The 15,106-nt window shown below is 63.2% G+C and carries 21 protein-coding genes; 10 read left to right on the top strand and 11 right to left on the bottom strand.

Going from position 1 to position 15,106, the window contains the following annotated elements:
* The first annotated feature begins 4 nt into the window (after positions 1 to 4).
* The 3 genes from lpxA to msrA are packed head-to-tail and all read left to right on the top strand — an operon-like array spanning position 5 to position 2,630.
* On the top strand, positions 5 to 829 hold the full coding sequence (gene lpxA, locus Q3Y53_RS08440; protein ID WP_226425193.1) for an acyl-ACP--UDP-N-acetylglucosamine O-acyltransferase: 825 nt from the start codon (positions 5 to 7) through the stop codon (positions 827 to 829).
* Positions 829 to 2,010 (top strand): lipid-A-disaccharide synthase, encoded by a 1,182-nt coding sequence (gene lpxB, locus Q3Y53_RS08435; protein WP_303535016.1) that lies wholly within the window; start codon positions 829 to 831, stop codon positions 2,008 to 2,010. The genes lpxA and lpxB overlap by 1 nt, the downstream gene beginning before the upstream one ends.
* Positions 2,007 to 2,630 (top strand): peptide-methionine (S)-S-oxide reductase MsrA, encoded by a 624-nt coding sequence (gene msrA, locus Q3Y53_RS08430; RefSeq protein ID WP_303535014.1) that lies wholly within the window; start codon positions 2,007 to 2,009, stop codon positions 2,628 to 2,630. The genes lpxB and msrA overlap by 4 nt, the downstream gene beginning before the upstream one ends.
* 18 nt (positions 2,631 to 2,648) lie before the next feature.
* Here msrA and Q3Y53_RS08425 read toward each other — a convergent pair whose 3' ends face one another.
* Together Q3Y53_RS08425 and Q3Y53_RS08420 are read right to left on the bottom strand one after the other, a co-directional pair.
* Entirely contained in the window at positions 2,649 to 2,957 is a 309-nt protein-coding gene (locus Q3Y53_RS08425; RefSeq protein ID WP_226425196.1) for a hypothetical protein, read from the bottom strand.
* A gap of 216 nt (positions 2,958 to 3,173) precedes the next feature.
* A complete protein-coding gene (locus Q3Y53_RS08420; RefSeq protein WP_226425197.1) occupies positions 3,174 to 3,326 on the bottom strand; it encodes a hypothetical protein in 153 nt (50 codons plus the stop codon).
* Positions 3,327 to 3,556: 230 nt separating this feature from the next.
* Here Q3Y53_RS08420 and Q3Y53_RS08415 point away from each other — a divergent pair, with 230 nt between their 5' ends.
* The 4 genes from Q3Y53_RS08415 (at position 3,557) to Q3Y53_RS08400 (ending at position 5,253) form a co-directional block, all read left to right on the top strand.
* A complete protein-coding gene (locus tag Q3Y53_RS08415) occupies positions 3,557 to 3,847 on the top strand; it encodes a DUF3104 domain-containing protein (protein WP_303535011.1) in 291 nt (96 codons plus the stop codon).
* A 154-nt stretch (positions 3,848 to 4,001) separates the two neighbouring features.
* Entirely contained in the window at positions 4,002 to 4,169 is a 168-nt protein-coding gene (locus tag Q3Y53_RS08410; protein ID WP_226425199.1) for a DUF4278 domain-containing protein, read from the top strand.
* Positions 4,170 to 4,273: 104 nt separating this feature from the next.
* Positions 4,274 to 4,450, top strand: coding sequence for a hypothetical protein (locus tag Q3Y53_RS08405; RefSeq protein WP_303535008.1), 177 nt, complete (start codon positions 4,274 to 4,276; stop codon positions 4,448 to 4,450).
* Between the two features lie 620 nt (positions 4,451 to 5,070).
* Positions 5,071 to 5,253 (top strand): hypothetical protein, encoded by a 183-nt coding sequence (locus Q3Y53_RS08400; RefSeq protein ID WP_115010059.1) that lies wholly within the window; start codon positions 5,071 to 5,073, stop codon positions 5,251 to 5,253.
* 15 nt (positions 5,254 to 5,268) lie between these two features.
* Here the strand turns inward: Q3Y53_RS08400 and Q3Y53_RS08395 are convergent, their stop codons facing one another.
* Genes Q3Y53_RS08395 through Q3Y53_RS08370 form a run of 6 tightly spaced genes read right to left on the bottom strand, consistent with a single transcriptional unit; the run spans position 5,269 to position 9,276 of the window.
* Positions 5,269 to 5,505, bottom strand: a complete 237-nt coding sequence (locus Q3Y53_RS08395) for a hypothetical protein (RefSeq protein ID WP_226425201.1) — start codon at positions 5,503 to 5,505, stop codon at positions 5,269 to 5,271.
* Positions 5,502 to 6,971, bottom strand: coding sequence for a leucyl aminopeptidase (locus Q3Y53_RS08390; protein WP_303535335.1), 1,470 nt, complete (start codon positions 6,969 to 6,971; stop codon positions 5,502 to 5,504). The genes Q3Y53_RS08395 and Q3Y53_RS08390 overlap by 4 nt, the downstream gene beginning before the upstream one ends.
* Positions 6,972 to 7,026: 55 nt before the next feature.
* Positions 7,027 to 7,599, bottom strand: a complete 573-nt coding sequence (locus tag Q3Y53_RS08385) for a GIY-YIG nuclease family protein (protein WP_303535004.1) — start codon at positions 7,597 to 7,599, stop codon at positions 7,027 to 7,029.
* The gene (locus tag Q3Y53_RS08380) at positions 7,599 to 8,168 is read right to left on the bottom strand and encodes a hypothetical protein (RefSeq protein ID WP_303535002.1); all 570 of its coding nucleotides are present in this window, start codon (positions 8,166 to 8,168) and stop codon (positions 7,599 to 7,601) included. Before Q3Y53_RS08380 ends, Q3Y53_RS08385 begins: the two co-directional genes overlap by 1 nt.
* A 48-nt stretch (positions 8,169 to 8,216) precedes the next feature.
* Positions 8,217 to 8,531, bottom strand: coding sequence for a hypothetical protein (locus Q3Y53_RS08375; RefSeq protein ID WP_303535000.1), 315 nt, complete (start codon positions 8,529 to 8,531; stop codon positions 8,217 to 8,219).
* A 37-nt stretch (positions 8,532 to 8,568) separates the two neighbouring features.
* A complete protein-coding gene (locus Q3Y53_RS08370) occupies positions 8,569 to 9,276 on the bottom strand; it encodes a response regulator transcription factor (RefSeq protein ID WP_303535333.1) in 708 nt (235 codons plus the stop codon).
* Positions 9,277 to 9,477: 201 nt separating this feature from the next.
* Between Q3Y53_RS08370 and Q3Y53_RS08365 the strand changes: the two genes are divergently transcribed.
* From Q3Y53_RS08365 to pyrF, 3 genes are all read left to right on the top strand, one after another.
* A complete protein-coding gene (locus tag Q3Y53_RS08365; protein ID WP_303534999.1) occupies positions 9,478 to 9,807 on the top strand; it encodes a DUF1825 family protein in 330 nt (109 codons plus the stop codon).
* A 61-nt stretch (positions 9,808 to 9,868) separates the two neighbouring features.
* The gene (gene tyrS, locus Q3Y53_RS08360) at positions 9,869 to 11,116 is read left to right on the top strand and encodes a tyrosine--tRNA ligase (protein ID WP_226425208.1); all 1,248 of its coding nucleotides are present in this window, start codon (positions 9,869 to 9,871) and stop codon (positions 11,114 to 11,116) included.
* The gene (gene pyrF, locus Q3Y53_RS08355; RefSeq protein WP_303534996.1) at positions 11,116 to 11,838 is read left to right on the top strand and encodes an orotidine-5'-phosphate decarboxylase; all 723 of its coding nucleotides are present in this window, start codon (positions 11,116 to 11,118) and stop codon (positions 11,836 to 11,838) included. The genes tyrS and pyrF overlap by 1 nt, the downstream gene beginning before the upstream one ends.
* Here the strand turns inward: pyrF and Q3Y53_RS08350 are convergent.
* The 3 genes from Q3Y53_RS08350 to Q3Y53_RS08340 all read right to left on the bottom strand — a co-directional run bounded on the left by Q3Y53_RS08350 (position 11,828) and on the right by Q3Y53_RS08340 (position 15,029).
* Complete coding sequence (locus Q3Y53_RS08350) at positions 11,828 to 13,252, bottom strand: autotransporter outer membrane beta-barrel domain-containing protein (protein ID WP_303534994.1); 1,425 nt, start codon at positions 13,250 to 13,252, stop codon at positions 11,828 to 11,830. The two genes, pyrF and Q3Y53_RS08350, sit on opposite strands and share 11 nt — an antisense overlap.
* Before the next feature lie 182 nt (positions 13,253 to 13,434).
* Entirely contained in the window at positions 13,435 to 14,037 is a 603-nt protein-coding gene (gene plsY / locus Q3Y53_RS08345; protein WP_303534992.1) for a glycerol-3-phosphate 1-O-acyltransferase PlsY, read from the bottom strand.
* Positions 14,034 to 15,029, bottom strand: coding sequence for a DUF3086 domain-containing protein (locus tag Q3Y53_RS08340; protein ID WP_303534990.1), 996 nt, complete (start codon positions 15,027 to 15,029; stop codon positions 14,034 to 14,036). The genes plsY and Q3Y53_RS08340 overlap by 4 nt, the downstream gene beginning before the upstream one ends.
* Positions 15,030 to 15,106: the final 77 nt, after the last annotated feature.

The raw sequence follows: 15,106 nt of genomic DNA, 5'->3' as shown, positions 1-15,106 counted from the left end.
CGGGATGTCGCAGCAAACGGCGTCACAGCAGATTCACCCCATGGCGGTGGTGGACCCAAAGGCCGAGCTGGCTGCCGGCGTGGTGATCGGCCCTGGTGCGGTGGTCGGCCCCGAGGTGGTGATCGGAGAGAACACCTGGATCGGTCCCCATGCCGTTTTGGACGGACGGCTGACTCTTGGTCGTGACAACAAGGTGTTCCCGGGTGCTTGCCTGGGTCTTCCGCCGCAGGATCTCAAGTACCGCGGTGCCAACACCGAGGTGTTGATCGGTGATGGAAACACGCTGCGGGAATGCGTGACGATCAACCGTGCCACCGAAGAGGGTGAGGTGACCCGCATCGGCAACGGCAACCTGCTGATGGCCTATTGCCATCTGGGGCACAACTGCGATTTGGGCAACAACATCGTGATGTCCAATGCCATTCAGGTGGCGGGCCACGTGGTGATCGAAGACCGTGCGGTGATTGGTGGCTGTTTGGGAATTCACCAGTTCGTTCACATCGGCGGGATGGCGATGGTGGGCGGCATGACCCGCGTCGACCGAGATGTTCCCCCCTATTGCCTGGTGGAAGGCCATCCGGGCCGGGTGCGGGGTCTGAACCGTGTGGGGCTGCGGCGCAGTGGCCTGTCTGCCAATCACGATGGCGCTGAACTCAAGCAACTTCAGGAGGTCTGGACCCTGATGTATCGCTCTGACCTGGTGATTGCCGACGCGCTTCAGCGGGCCCGCAGCCAGCCGTTGCTGCCGGCGGCTGAACACTTTTGCCGGTTCCTTGAAGCCTCCACTGCGCAGGACCGACGTGGGCCGATGCCTGTGCAGGGGCGCTGATGGTTCGGCTGCTGATCAGCACTGGAGAGGTCTCCGGTGATCTGCAGGGCAGCCTGTTGATTCGCGCCCTGCGGTTGGAGGCGGACCGACGGGGGCTGGAGCTTGAGGTGCTGGCCCTGGGAGGCCCGCGCATGGAGGCGGCGGGTGCGGTGTTGATCGCCGACACCGCTCCGATGGGGGCGATTGGCCTGTGGGAGGCCGTCCCATTGATTCTTCCCACGCTGCGGCTGCAGGCCCGGGTGGATGCGCTGCTGAAGGCCCGGCCCCTTGATGGGGTCGTGTTGATTGACTACGTCGGGGCCAATGTGCGTCTGGGCACACGGCTGCGGAGACAGCGGCCCGATCTGCCGATCACTTACTACATCGCCCCCCAAGAGTGGGCCTGGCGCTTTGGCGATGGCAGCACCACCCGTCTTCTTGGGTTCACCGACAAGATCCTGGCGATCTTCCCGGCGGAGGCCGAGTTCTATGCCGCCCGTGGTGCGGATGTGAGCTGGGTGGGCCATCCCCTGTTGGACAGCTTCCAGAACCTGCCCGATCGCGCCAGCGCCCGCCGCCAACTGGGTCTGGATCCTGAGGCGCCGGTGCTGCTGCTGTTGCCAGCCTCGCGGCCCCAGGAGTTGCGCTACCTGATGCCACCGTTGGCCCAGGCGGCGGCCCTCTTGCAGCAAAGCCACCCTGATCTTCAGGTGCTTCTGCCCGCTGGGCTTGCGCAGTTCGAAGCGCCCTTGGCTGCAGCGCTGCAGGAGGCCGGCGTGCGCCAGAGCCGGGTGATTCCCGCCGCTGAAGCCGATGGGCTGAAGACCACCTTCTGTGCGGCGGCGGATCTCGCTTTGGGTAAATCCGGCACGGTGAATCTGGAACTGGCCCTGCAGGGGGTGCCCCAGGTGGTGGGGTACCGCGTGAGCCGACTCACGGCCTGGGTTGCCCGCCACGTGCTGCGCTTCCAGGTTGATCACATCTCGCCGGTGAATCTGTTGCTCAAGCAGCGGTTGGTGCCGGAGCTGCTGCAGGACGAACTCACCGCCGAAGCCCTGGTGGAGAGGGCTCTTCCTCTGTTGACCGCCACCCCTGAGCGCCACGCCATGCTGGAAGGCTATGAGCGGCTGCGGGCCACCCTTGGTGCTCCTGGAGTAACCGAGCGGGCGGCCAGGGCCATCTTTGATCAGGTGCTCGGATGAAACGAACGCTGCTGCTGCTGTTCACCTGCCTGATGCTGCTTAGCTGGCCCCAACAGGCCATGGCTGAGTTGCAGACGGCGGTATTTGCCGGTGGCTGTTTCTGGTGTCTGGAGCACGACCTGGAGGATCTGCCGGGGGTGCGGGAGGCCGTGAGCGGCTACAGCGGCGGGCAGCTGGAGCGCCCCACGTACCGGCAGGTGAGCAGTGAGACCACAGGTCACCAGGAAGCGGTGCAGGTGCGTTTTGACTCGGATCTGATCAGCTATGCGGAGCTGTTGCGTAGCTACTGGCGCAATGTGGATCCCCTGGACGGCGGCGGTCAGTTCTGTGACCGCGGCGATTCCTATCGGCCGGTGATTTTCACGGCCGATCCCGTCCAGGCTCAGGCCGCTGAGGCCAGTGCTGAGGCGGTGGCCCGCGAGCTCGGGCAATCCCGGTCTGCTTTGAAGGTGGAGCTCAGGCCGGCGGCTCGCTTCTGGCCCGCCGAGGGTTACCACCAGAACTACGCGGAGAACAACGCCGTCAAATACAACTTTTACCGGTTCAGCTGCGGTCGTGATCGCAGGCTCGACACCGTCTGGGGGGACAACGCTCGTTCCGGTAACGCCTGGGGGAATTAGAGCTCAGTTCCGGTGGCCTTAAGGCCTCAGCCTTCCGACGCCATAGCCGAGCAACAGGCCAACAGCTCCTCCAACGGAACCAGCTGTCAGTTGCATGCGTTGAGTCGAGCTGAGCCGGTCTGCGAACACCAGTACGGCTGAGACAACGAACAGCAACAGCGCCGTGACCAGCACGGCATCCAGCGATCTGTTGCCTGACTTCCCTGTCTGTCCTCCACCACCCTGACCACCGCCTCGCTTCACAGGTGGTTCCCCTCCAGGTTGGTTGTTCGCATCCAGCTCACGTTCAATGCGGTTGAGCTCTTTTTCGGCAGGAGATCGGTCCATGCCTAAAGGATGGCAGCCTCAATCCTCGGCAGAGCGCCCCCGGGTGCGAGCACGGTCGCTCAGCCAGATGATCACCCGTGTGATCGCCCACGCGAGCGCGATACCCAGCAGGATCGAGAGCAGTGACTCCACAGCACAGCACTTGAGGACACCGGCAAGTGCCGGATGCCCCTCAATATGCCGATCTGATCAAGGAATGCGTGAGGACTGTTGCGATCAGTCGCTTGCTTTGGCGTCCTTGTCGTTGTCTTTGGCTGGCTGTGTTGTGGCCTGAGGCTTGGATGCCGTCTTGCAGGCCAAGGAGGCTTCCAGGCGCTGCAGCTGCGCTTCGCGCAGTGCATCGGAAATGCTGAGAGTGCGGTCAGTCATCGATTGGCGTTCTCGACAGCGGCAGGCTCAAGGCCTAGTGCGATCGAAAGTGGACCTACAGATCTGAAGACTGACGAAACCTAGACGCCCATGGGCCCACGTCCAGGGAGCAAAAGTGCTTACGTCAGTGTCTGGCAACACACCCGCACCAAGACGCCAGCGCGATCCACGGGTTGCCAAACCTGGGCCGCTATGGCTATGAGTACAGGAGTACTATTCATGGGCGGCGTATGTCTGTTGATCACAGCGATCTCGCGGTGAAGGCGGAAGCTCCATTCCTCCATGTCCGCCCAGGCCACTTTGTGATCGTTGGTGGAGACCAGCTCGATCAAGGGGATTGGTGGATGGGGCAGGTGATCTTCTGTGAGGGGAGTGCGCGTCACCCCAGGCTCCCGTCTCTGTTTCAGGTGGCTGATGTGGACACGGGCGTCATCACGTGGATCAATGCCGATGCGATTTCTGATGTGATCTGGTCGATGGATGGATGGCCGGCCAGTGCGCTCGTCCGTGAGGAGTGTTGATTAAGGGGCGGTGTGTGTCCGCGTCAATAACGCGGGGTTGACGGTTGTTCTATAAAGGCTGTGTAGCAGTTGCTACAGAACGTTCACCCCTTTAGAGGGGCGCAGTCGCTCCAAGCCACGGAACGGGGACTTGGATTTCTTCGAGGAACTTCCAATGACGGCACTTCTTTATCGAGGTCACGCCTACGCAGCAGCGGTATCAGCACCCAAAGCCTGTGTTGAGCTGACCTACCGACGCGAGCACTACAACACCTGCCGGGAGGAGGTCGCGCGCGACGTGCACCCCACCCTTACCTATCGAGGCGTCTCCTACACCAAGTAGGCCGAAGCTTCTTTCAGGTCTTGCCCCTGCCATTGGCGGGGGTTTTTTATTGAGCCGCTTGGTGGATGGCCGACCACGATCCAAGCGGGATTTCGTCATTGTGTGTGCGAGACAGTCAAAGCCCGCCAGTGGGAACGGACCTCACCGCCATCGTGATCTCCTCGGTGTTTCTTGGGGTGGGATTTGTGATTGCCAAGTTCTTCCCGGAAGCCGCGTTGTTGGCGGCGGTGTTCTTGGTGGGGCTGGCGATTCTCAACGTCGCCCTTGTGCTTGTGGCCTGATGCCCAAAAAAAGGGGGGGTGTTCCCTAGGCACCCCCGCGTTCGACGCGTTGCCCCTTCACCGAAAGAAGCCTCCGAAGGATGACCTGGACTCTCGTGGCTGGTCGTCGCCATCACGACAAAACGTTTTTGGTGTGAGGGACCCAAGAAAAAGGAGTCGTTCTCTGCGGACGCTCTCGTTGCGTTGACAAGGGTTGCACCATAAACATGTTCACCGTGAACTTTCTCCATGGCAAATGTCCGCGAGATGGTTAACACCCATCTGCCTGTAGCGCTCAAGTTGATCAACAGCGCCGCCCTGGTCGCGATCGCGCTCTCGACCCTCTGTGCTGCTGGTTCTCTGCGCGAGATGTCAGGCAGGTCTGCTGCTCCAGCGGCTGTGACTGACGTCAACTGAGCCCAATACCCCTGGAGTGATACGAGGTCTCGCTCCAGGGGGTCGAGCCGGCCGTTACCTGATCAAATCCGGTCGAATTCCTTAAGAAACCAACACTCAACCTGTTGAAAAGATTAAGCGCGGCAACCTGAATGATTCGGCAAGTTCTCAGTGAACAGACGGGTTTCCAGCCATCGACCAAGGTGGAAGCCATGCTTACGATCTGGCGGTGAGAGGAGGGTTGTATGTATTTGCTGACCATTAAGGATGGTCTTGGCACCCGTCATATCGGTCCCTACGCGTCGCCGAAGCATGCGTCGGATGATCTCGATCGGGTGTTGGAAACTTGCTCCGAGCGAGCAAGGTGGCAGATCCATGCGCTTGAAACACCCGACCGTTCCCTTGAACTGCAAGCGGTTGCATCCTGATTGGGCGCGTCCCGATCAGCCCTGACGTCGCCCTGGAAAACCACGGGTCAGCCCGCTATCGATCATCAGGCCGATTCCGGCGTTGATGCAGATCAGGCTGAGGGTGCCGTACCAGAACCAGGGGCCTCCATCCTTGCCCAGCATCTGAACCACCTTGCGGCTCACCGCTTCGCCGAACAGGCAAAGCCCTACCGGGAGCAGAAGTACCCCCAATTGGGCCTTGATGTACCAGCGCACCGGGGAGCGGCTCATGACTGGGCCAGCACCCAGTTCACCAGGGTGCGCACGCCGTAGCCGGTGGCTCCAGCGGGATTGACCCCTTTGCCCTTGTCACTCCAGACCGGTCCGGCGATGTCGATGTGGGCCCAGGCGGTGTCTTTGGCCACGAACTCCTTGAGGAATAGGGCGGCTGTGATCGAACCGCCTGGCCGCGGGCCGGTGTTCTTCATATCGGCCAGCAACGACTTCAATCCATCCCTGTAGGACTGCCGCAGTGGCATGCGCCAGAGGCCTTCACCACCCGTCTGAGCAGCGGCATCGAGGGCCTCCGCTAGGTCGTCATTGTTGGACCACAGCCCGGCCATCTCATCACCCAGGGCAATGACGCAGGCTCCGGTGAGGGTGGCCAGATCCACCACGGCATCGGGTTTCTGCTCGCAGGCGTAGAGCAGCGCATCGGCGAGGGTGAGGCGGCCTTCGGCGTCGGTGTTGTTGATCTCAATCGTCATGCCGTTGGCGGCCGTGACGATGTCGCCGGGGTGGACGGCGGAGCCGTTCACCATGTTTTCGCAGGAGGCAACCACCATGTGCACCTCAACGCCGGCAGGCTTCAGTTCAGCGATGCTGCGCATGGCACCGAGAACAGCGGCACTGCCGCCCATGTCGAACTTCATCATGTCGATCTGGGCTGCCCCCACCTTGAGGTTGTAACCGCCGGAATCGAAGGTGAGGCCTTTGCCCACCAGGGCAACGCGGCGTTTCACCTCGCCCTCGGGGCGATAGATCAGGTGGATGAATTTGGGGGGCAGATCGGAGCCCTGGCTGACGGCCAGGAAGGCGCCCATACCCTTGGCTTCACAGTCGCTGCGCTCGAGCACCTTGAGCTCAAGGCCATGGTCTCGAGCCACGCCAGCGGCCGTGTCTGCGAGGGCTGCTGGGGTGACCACGTTCGGGGGGGCAGCCACCAGCTCCCGGGCCAGTTCCACACCGGCGCATGTGGCATTGACTGCCGTAAAGCCGCTGGCGGCGGCGGGGTCGAGGTCGATCAGTTCCAGGGCATCGGGGATCCGGCGCGGGTCCGGTTCCTTGCGGAAGCGCTGGTCTTTGTAGAGGCAGAGCCGCACCGCTTCAGCGCAAATGCGGGCTGCTTCTGTTGCATCGGTTCCTGTCCAAGGCAAGTGCAGGCCGAGGTTGCCCTCACAGCCAATGGCGGCTTTGGCCGCCCGGGCGGCGGCGGCGCGCAGGCGGTCGGTATCGATTCCATCGCTCTCGCCCAGGCCCAGCACCACCAGGCGCTGCGGGCCCCCGCCCAGGGGCGTGATCACCAGCTGGTCCCCGGGCTTGCCTTTGAACTCCTGCTGCTTCAGGGCATCGGTGATGCCGGTAAAGCGTTGTTCCAGGGCTGTTGCCGTGGCATCGACATCGCCCTGGGGCAGCCCCACCGCCAGCACATCGCCGTTCCACTCCTGCAGGCCGTTGGAGGACAGGGAGAAGCGCATGGGTGGACGCATCAACAAAGGACGAGCGTAGCGATCCCGCGTGTTGGCTTCGGCCTTAGAGCTCTGCGGTGAAGGGGGTGGCCCAGCGTTGGCGGGTTTCCTTGTTGAACGGCGGCCACCAGCGTTGAATCAGCTGTTGTTCCAAGGCTCGCCGGGCCTTGGTGGCCCGGGGCACATCGCAGCTGAAGCGGATGCTCAGCTGAGCGCTGAGCTCACAGCGCTGCAGGGCTTCGCCGTAGGCGGCGAGGTAGGCCTTGCAGTCGTGATCGCCTTTCCAGCGGCGCTCGGCGGCCAGGGTTTCGCCCACATAAAGCAGAAGCGGGTGCTCCAGCTGTGTTGGCCTGTCCATCACCAGGTAGATCGCTGCTCCGCAGTGGGAGGGTTCCGGCCAGCGCCAGAAACTCATCGCCAGGGGTGTGAGGGCCAGCGGATCGATGGCCGCAGCAGCGTCATCGGGGTCGGAACCGAACAGATCCCCCTGGGTTGCTCCGGCGCTCTCCCCGCGGAACAGCGGCGCCTGATGGGCATGCAGACGCTCCTGCCAGGCGAGCAGCTGCTCCCGTTGCAGGGGCAGGTCAGGCCCGTTGCTGAAGGCCAGTGCACCGGTGGAGAACAGATCCCCCTGCATCAGGGCAGCGGCAGGCTGGGCCCGGCGCGTCGGCTGCCGAAACTCACCCGGCCGATCAGGGCTTCCACGCTGCTGGCGGGCAGGCAGAGCCGCTCCTGCAGATCAGCCAGGTTCTTGAAACCGGCGCGTCGGCGTTCCCGCATCAGGTTGTTTAGCCGTTGTTCCGTCCAGCCAAGCAGCGCCAGCTGATCGGCGCTGGCGTTGTTGATGTCGAGGGGAGCGGCCTGGGGCTGCAGTGGGGCATCGCCGTGCCACTGGAAGAGGAGATGGGGTGTCCAGAGCCTGGCCAGATCGCTCGGCAGCTCCAGCAGCCGGAACAGATCATCGGCACTGGCGAATTGCACCCCACCCAGCTGCAGCCGCACCAGCAGATCGGCTGTGTCCTCGCTGCACCCGGGTAGCTGCAGCCACTGATCGCGGCTGGCCCGGTTCACATCCATCACCCAAGCCGGCGGCTCAGCCACGGTTGGTAAAGGCTTCGCCGGGGTCGTTTGGGGTGGTGCTGGCAGCTGCCCGGTGGCCTGCAGCACCCGCCTGGCTAGGGGATCCAACCAGTGGCTGCGGGGCATGCGGCTCAGCAGAGTTGGGCCGACATTAACGAGGGTCCTGGGGCTGCGTCAGCGCAGCTTTCGGACGAGATCCTTGCAACCCCCCTGTTGGTCGATGTAGCTGCGCATTAGATCGTCGTAGCCAGGAGTGGTTTTCACCTCGTCCCGGTCGGTGTCGCTCACCCCCTTGCTGAGCAAGAAGCGGTTGGCGATGTCTTGGGCTTGGGCGGGTCTCATCTGCTTGGTTTCGATCAGGCAGCGGGCATTGGCTTCGGCGATGGTGACCAAAGCTGTGGTGCGCTCGCTGGCGGCGAAGCCTGCCTGTTGAACGAGGCTGCTGACGCTGAGAACCACCAGGGCTGCGGTGGCGGCGCGTTGGACCATGGCGTCAGGATCCTTTAACTCTCCTCAGGATGCTCATTCAGGCCGAGGGGGTCCAGCGGGGAATCGGCAGCGGTGGATCCACCAGGTTGCGCTGAAATGCGATCAGCACAGCCTGGGTGCGGCTTTTGGCATTGAGTTTGCGCAGCAGTGCTGTGACGCAGTGCTTGGTGGTTTCAATCGAGAGGTGCAGCTGATCGGCAATCTCCTGATTGCTGAGGCCCTTGCAAAGACCGCGCAGCACGTCTTCTTCCCGCAGGCTCAGCACGTCGCTGAGGGGATGGTCGATGTTTCCTGAACCGCGGCCGTGGTTGGCCACCCCGGCAATCACAGGATCCATGTGACTGCCATCGCTCTCCATGGCGCGTAGAACGCTGAGCAGGCCGCCGTTGCCGATCCGCTCATGGCTGCAGAGCCCCTCGCATTGCGCCTTGGCTGCGGCGTGAATTGTGCTCAGCAACGGGCGCTGAATCAACATCAGGCACCGCAGGGAGGGCTGGCGTGCCTTGGCGGCTGCTACCAGGGAGGGGCCATGACCGCGCTCGAGCTGGTCGCTGCAGATCAGTAGATCAGCGGCCGTGCTGCTGAGGCAGGCGAGGGCTTCAGCTTCGGTGCTAGCGGCCCCCACCAGGGAGCCGATGCCAGCGAGGCTATGAACCAGGCCGCTGATCAAAACGCGATCGTCGGAGGCGACCACGATGCGACGCCCCTCCAACAAGGGCCGGTGGCGTTGAGGAAGCTCACGCATCGCGGCCAGCTGAGGGGTGAAGTCCACATCCTGAAGGCAGCCCGAATCTCACCATGAAGTCGGATGCCGCAGGAGGGCGGTGCTGGTCAGCAAGACCGTACAAAAGTCTTCAGTGCAGGCCAACGCAAGGTGCGGCGATCACCCCCGTTGCCACTTGCGAATCCTTGGCAAACTTTGCCGAAGCAGCGATTAACGCCGACGATGGCTTTCTTCGATTCCGACATTGTTCAGGACGAAGCCAAGCGCCTGTTCAGCGACTACCAGCAGCTGATGCAGCTGGGCAGTGAGTACGGAAAGTTCGATCGAGAGGGCAAGAAGAAATTCATCGAGACGATGGAGGAGCTGATGGGCCGCTACCGCGTGTTCATGAAGCGCTTCGAGCTCTCGGAGGATTTCCAGGCCAAGTTGACTGTGGAGCAGCTGCGCACCCAGCTCAGCCAGTTCGGCATCACCCCCGAGCAGATGTTCGAGCAGATGAACTCCACCCTCGAGCGGATGAAAGCTCAGATCGAGGAGCCCCCCTCCAGCTGAAACAGCCCCAGCCGAACTAGCACTCGTACGATCGCCAGCGCCCGCTTGATGCGCCTCCCCCATGTCGGACTCCACCCCGTCGTTGCCGGATTGGCTGTCCCGGGGCATGGCCGACCTGTTCCCGGCCGGGGATCCCAGTGATGCGGATCAGGCCCTGGCGGCCCGGTTGGCCCAGGCCGAAAAGGAGGGTCGGCCGCTGCGGGTGAAGCTGGGCATCGACCCCACTGGCAGCAACATTCATCTGGGCCACAGCATCCTGTTCCGCAAGTTGCGGGCCTTCCAGGACGCGGGCCACACGGCGGTGCTGATCATCGGTGACTTCACGGCGCGGATCGGGGATCCCACCGGCAAGAGCGCCACGCGGGTGCAGCTCAGCAAAGAGCAGGTGGCCGCTAACGCCTCCACCTACCTGCGCCAGTTGGGGCAGGACCAGCCCAAGGAAACGGCGCTGCTCGATTTCGAGACCCCTGGCCGGTTGGAGGTGCGTTACAACTCCGAGTGGTTGGAGGGTATGGACCTGCCGGCAGTGATCGGCTTGCTCGGCACCGGCACTGTGGGCCAGATGCTGGCCAAGGACGACTTCTCCAAGCGCTACGGCAGCGGCACTCCGATTGCCCTGCATGAATTCCTCTATCCGCTGCTGCAGGGCTACGACTCGGTGGCGGTGAACGCTGATGTGGAGCTGGGCGGCACGGATCAGAAGTTCAACGTCGCCATGGGCCGTGATCTGCAGCGCCATTTCGATAAGGGCACCCAGTTCGGCCTACTGCTGCCGATCCTGGTGGGTCTCGACGGGGTGCAGAAGATGAGCAAGAGCCTCGGCAACGTGGTGGGCCTGGAGGAAGACCCGCTTTCGATGTACTCCAAGCTGGAGAAGGTTGGCGATGGGGCGATCGATGACTACGTCACGTTGCTGACCAACCTTGATCTGTCCTCATTACCGGAAAATCCGCGCGAAAAGCAGAAGGCCATGGCCCTGGCGGTGACCGCCAGCCGTCATGGTCCGGAGGCTGCCTCCAAGGCCCAGAGCGATGCCGCCACCCTGGTGGGAGGAAGCGGTGATGCCGGCGCGGATGTGCCCGAGGCCTCCCTGGCAGAGGTGAACTTTCCGGCCAAGGCGTTCTATCTGCTTAGTGCCGTGGGGATTTGCGCCAGCAGCAGTGAGGCCCGCCGCCAGATCAAAGGCGGTGCGGCTCGTTTGGAAGGTGAAAAGATCACCGACCCCAACCATGAGTTCGCCTCAGCGGCGGAACTGGAGGGCAAGGTGCTGCAGCTGGGTAAGAAAACTTTTCGGAGGCTTGTTGCTTGATGGAGAACCTGCATCCTGCCGATCGGATCATCATGGCGCTCGATGGCATGGCACCTGAGCAGGCACTGCGCTTTGCCGCTCAGGTGAAGGGGCTGCGCTGGGTGAAGGTGGGCCTAGAGCTGTTTGTGCAGGCTGGGCCGGTGGTGGTGGAGCAACTGCGCGCGCAGGGGCTGCGGGTGTTCCTTGATCTCAAATTTCACGACATCCCCGCCACCATGGCTGGAGCCTGCCGGCGGGCAGCGGCGCTGGGGGCGGAGTTGATCACGGTGCATGCCTGCGCTGGCAGCGAAGCACTCAAGGCAGCCGAGGCTGCGGCGGTGGAAGGGGCGCAGAGTGCCGGTCAACCCGCCCCCACCTTGCTGGCGGTGACGGTGCTCACCAGCTGGGAGGAGCAACGGCTGCAACGGGAACTCGCCATCACCCAGGCCATCACCGAACGGGTGCCGGCGTTGGCGCAGTTGTCGGCGACTGCCGGCATCGGTGGTTGCGTTTGCTCACCCCTGGAGGCCGCGGCGTTGCGGGCGCAGCACCCCGAGCCGTTTGCCTTGGTGACTCCTGGCATTCGCCCCAAAGGCACTGCCTTGGGTGATCAGGCCCGGGTGATGGGTCCCGCCGAGGCGATTGCAGCGGGCGCCAGCCAGCTGGTGATCGGCCGGCCGATCACCAAAGCCGACAACCCCAGCGAAGCTTTTGCCCAGTGCTGCGCTGAGCTCAGAACTTGAAGCTGAAGCCGCCCCGCACCTGCCAGCTGGTGCCGCGGTCACCACCCCAAACCAGCGAACCGCCGCGGGCATAAACGCCCACCGATGTGCCGTTGACGTTGTACGTGGTGTAGTCGAGGCCGAGTTCGATCAGGGCGGCATGGTCATCGCCGCCGTTCACGTCCCAGCGCTTGGACTTGCCGGAGTCGCGGTAGGTCACCTTCTGATCGCCGCCGCTGGTGCCCCAGTCAGCGGCCCAGCCCAGGCGCAAGGACGGTAGGAACAGTGAGCGTTCGCCATCCCGGATCGGACGACCGAATTTCAGTGAGATCTCACTGCCCATCTGATCCACCTCCATGGCGTGGTACTTGAGCCGATCCTCACGGTCGGCACCGTGCTCGCTGAACTTGTCGAGGCTGGTGTTGGTGTAGCTGATCTGGGCCTGCGGCTCGATCAACCAGTCGCCGCTCTCCAGAGGGGTCGCCACACTGACGACGCCGGTCCAGGAGTTGCCGCTGCGGTTGCCCTTGGCAGTTTCACCGTTGATGGAGCGGCGATGTTCACCGTCGTAGCCACCGGCGCTGATCATGCCTCGCAGCACCAAGGATTGGCTCAAGTACTCGGCATAGGCACCACCACCCCAGCCATCGGCATCCCATCTGCCGCGACCACCATCACGGCCGTTCATCACGGCATAGGTGCCGAACAGGCCGATTCGGGTTGTGTCGCTCAAGGGGATGTCGGCACCGAGTTGGGCACCGCCGTTGTCGAAGTCTGCGTAGCGATGGCCCGCAGCACCGTTGCTGTTCACGCCACCGAAACCGCGCACCCAGGCGTTCACGGCGGGTTTGTTCACTTCATTGGTGAACAACAGGCTGTGGGGATTGATGATTTCGCGATAGCGAACCCCTTCCACCTCGATGAAGACCGTGTCGGCGTCGGCATCGAGAACCACAGCATTGGCCTGTGCCTGAAGCGTTCGTTCCAGATAGACCTCACCAACACCGGGATCGAGTGCATCGCTCTTCATCCAGAGCGGACGGATCGGTTCTGCCGGTGCCGGTTCCACGGCGGGTTCCGGCATTGGCATGGGGGTGGATTCGGCTTCCGGTTCTTCCGCGAATTGGCGATAGGGCGGAGCTGGCGGGAACTGGGTGCAGGGACCGAAGCACAGGGGAAGAATCACTACAGGGCTTTGTTCCCTGGTGCCCTTGGATTTCTTGGAGACGTCACGTTCGTCGTCCTCATCCATCTCTTCTTCGTTCTCATTGTCGTCGGGATCTTCCTCGGGAAGACAAACCTCACCGCCTAGCGGGTCAAGGGTGCAGCTCTCGGCCTGGGCTTCAACTGGCCGCAGCAACTCAAAGACCAGAAGCCCAAGACTGCTTATCAGCAAGGCTTGAAAAGCGCGGCTGGCATGAATGCCGGTCGTCATATCGCTGATGGCATTAATTGACCCATTCTGAGGATATTTGCCTACGCCTCGATTAATCCCGCTCAGTTCGGTGAGCGCCCCTTTGACCCGAGCAAAGGCGGTTGGGATTACGACTACTTCACCAGCTATGCCCTGCCGGACTTCGTTGGCTGAGTGGGTGGGTTAGCAAGAGCCGAGGGCGATCAGCCCTTGGCTTTCTGTCCGATCTTGGGTTCGCTGCCCGCCAGCAGCCGCTCGATGTTGCTGCGATGGCGCCAGAGCACCATCAGGCTGGCCACCAACGCCACCACCACGTAGGCGTTGCTGCCGCCGGAGAGCAGCATCAACAGTGGTAGGCCGATGGCGGCCACCACGCTGGAGAGCGACACGATCCGGAAGATCGAGATCACGGCCATGAACAACCCGAAGCAGGCCAGCCCCACCGGCCAAGCCAGACCCAGAAACATGCCCAGGCCGGTGGCGACAGCCTTGCCGCCCTTCCAGCCCAGCCACACCGGCCAGATGTGACCAGCCAGCGCCGCCAAGCCTGCCAGCACCTGCAGCCAGTCATTGAGCCCGAAGGTTTTGGCCAGCAGCACCGCCAGGGCACCTTTGCCCACATCGATCAGAAACACCACCAGGGCCGGGCCCTTGCCCACGTTGCGCAACACGTTGGTGGCACCGGTGCTGCCGGAGCCGCAATCACGCAGGTCGATGCCCTTGAGCCAGCGGCCGGCGAGGTAGCCGCTGGGAATGGCTCCCAGTAGGTAGCCGATGGCCAGGAGCAGCAGGGCAGTGAGGATCACAGCAGATCGTCGTCGTCTAGGCGTTCACCCGGTCCGGCCGCGTAGGCCAGCCAGAGGGGGAACTGAAGCACAGGAATGGCGACGCTGCGCTCGGCCGCATCGATCAGGATCAACGGCACCTCGCCCCGCTCCTCCAGCCGGTCGGCGCGTTCCACCAGGGCTTCCGGGCGTTCGAACAGCACGATGCCGCTGCTGGGGCCGAAGTCTTCCCGGCCCAGGCCGAGAGCATCCTGGAGGCCGCGCCGCCATTCGCCAAGCCGTTCGGGGCCGCCGGCCAGCACCAGGCACTGGAATTGATCGCCGTAGAGCTCGCCGATCACCGCGATCAGGGCGGCACTCACCAGGATGTTGCGCGGCCTCGTGCCGCGGCTGGGCTGGGCGCCGCGTCCGCCTTGATTGAAGAACCAGTCCTCCAGTAGGGCCGTGTCGCGGGCGTCGATGCTGCGCCGCAGGTTCCAGGGGTCGGCGTAGACGTCGGGCTGTTTGAGGAAGCGCTCCAGGGTCTGGCGGATCAGCGTTTCATCGGGGCTGAAGGTGTCTGCCACCGCTGGCGGTGGGGTGCTCTCACCGCTCTTTTCCGGTGCCGCTGAATTGTCTGCCGCCTGATCGAGTGGGGAGGGCTGCACCACCATCGGCTGCACCACCAGTTCCAGGTTTTCCACGCTCTGGACCAAGTCCTGCAGGGCGCCACCCAGGTACTCCTGGAAGCCCTTCACGCGGCGGGCGATGGCGTCGGATTGGCCGGCGAAGTTGGCCTTGAGCTCGGTCTCGAGTTGCTCTTTGCGGGAGGCCAGGGCGGTGATTTCCACCTGCAGTGCATCACGGCGGTCTTGCAGATCCTTGAGGGCCAGCTCCAACACCGGGTTGGGTTCTGCTGCTGCGGGTTCCGTGCTGGTTTCGCCGTTGGATTCGGCCGGGGCCTGTTCCGGTTCAGGCGCCTGCGGGGTCAGGTCGGTGTCGTCGGGCATTGCGTCAGCTGCCGTGCTCTCCATTCCTCCATTCCAGCCGACCAGACCGCAGAAAAAAAGGTGGCATCACAACTGAGACGTTGGTGCACGAAATTGCGTTC

This window comes from Synechococcus sp. YX-04-1, from assembly GCF_030546365.1.
Taxonomy (GTDB): domain Bacteria; phylum Cyanobacteriota; class Cyanobacteriia; order PCC-6307; family Cyanobiaceae; genus Parasynechococcus.
This window is presented reverse-complemented; position numbering and strand designations above follow the sequence as displayed.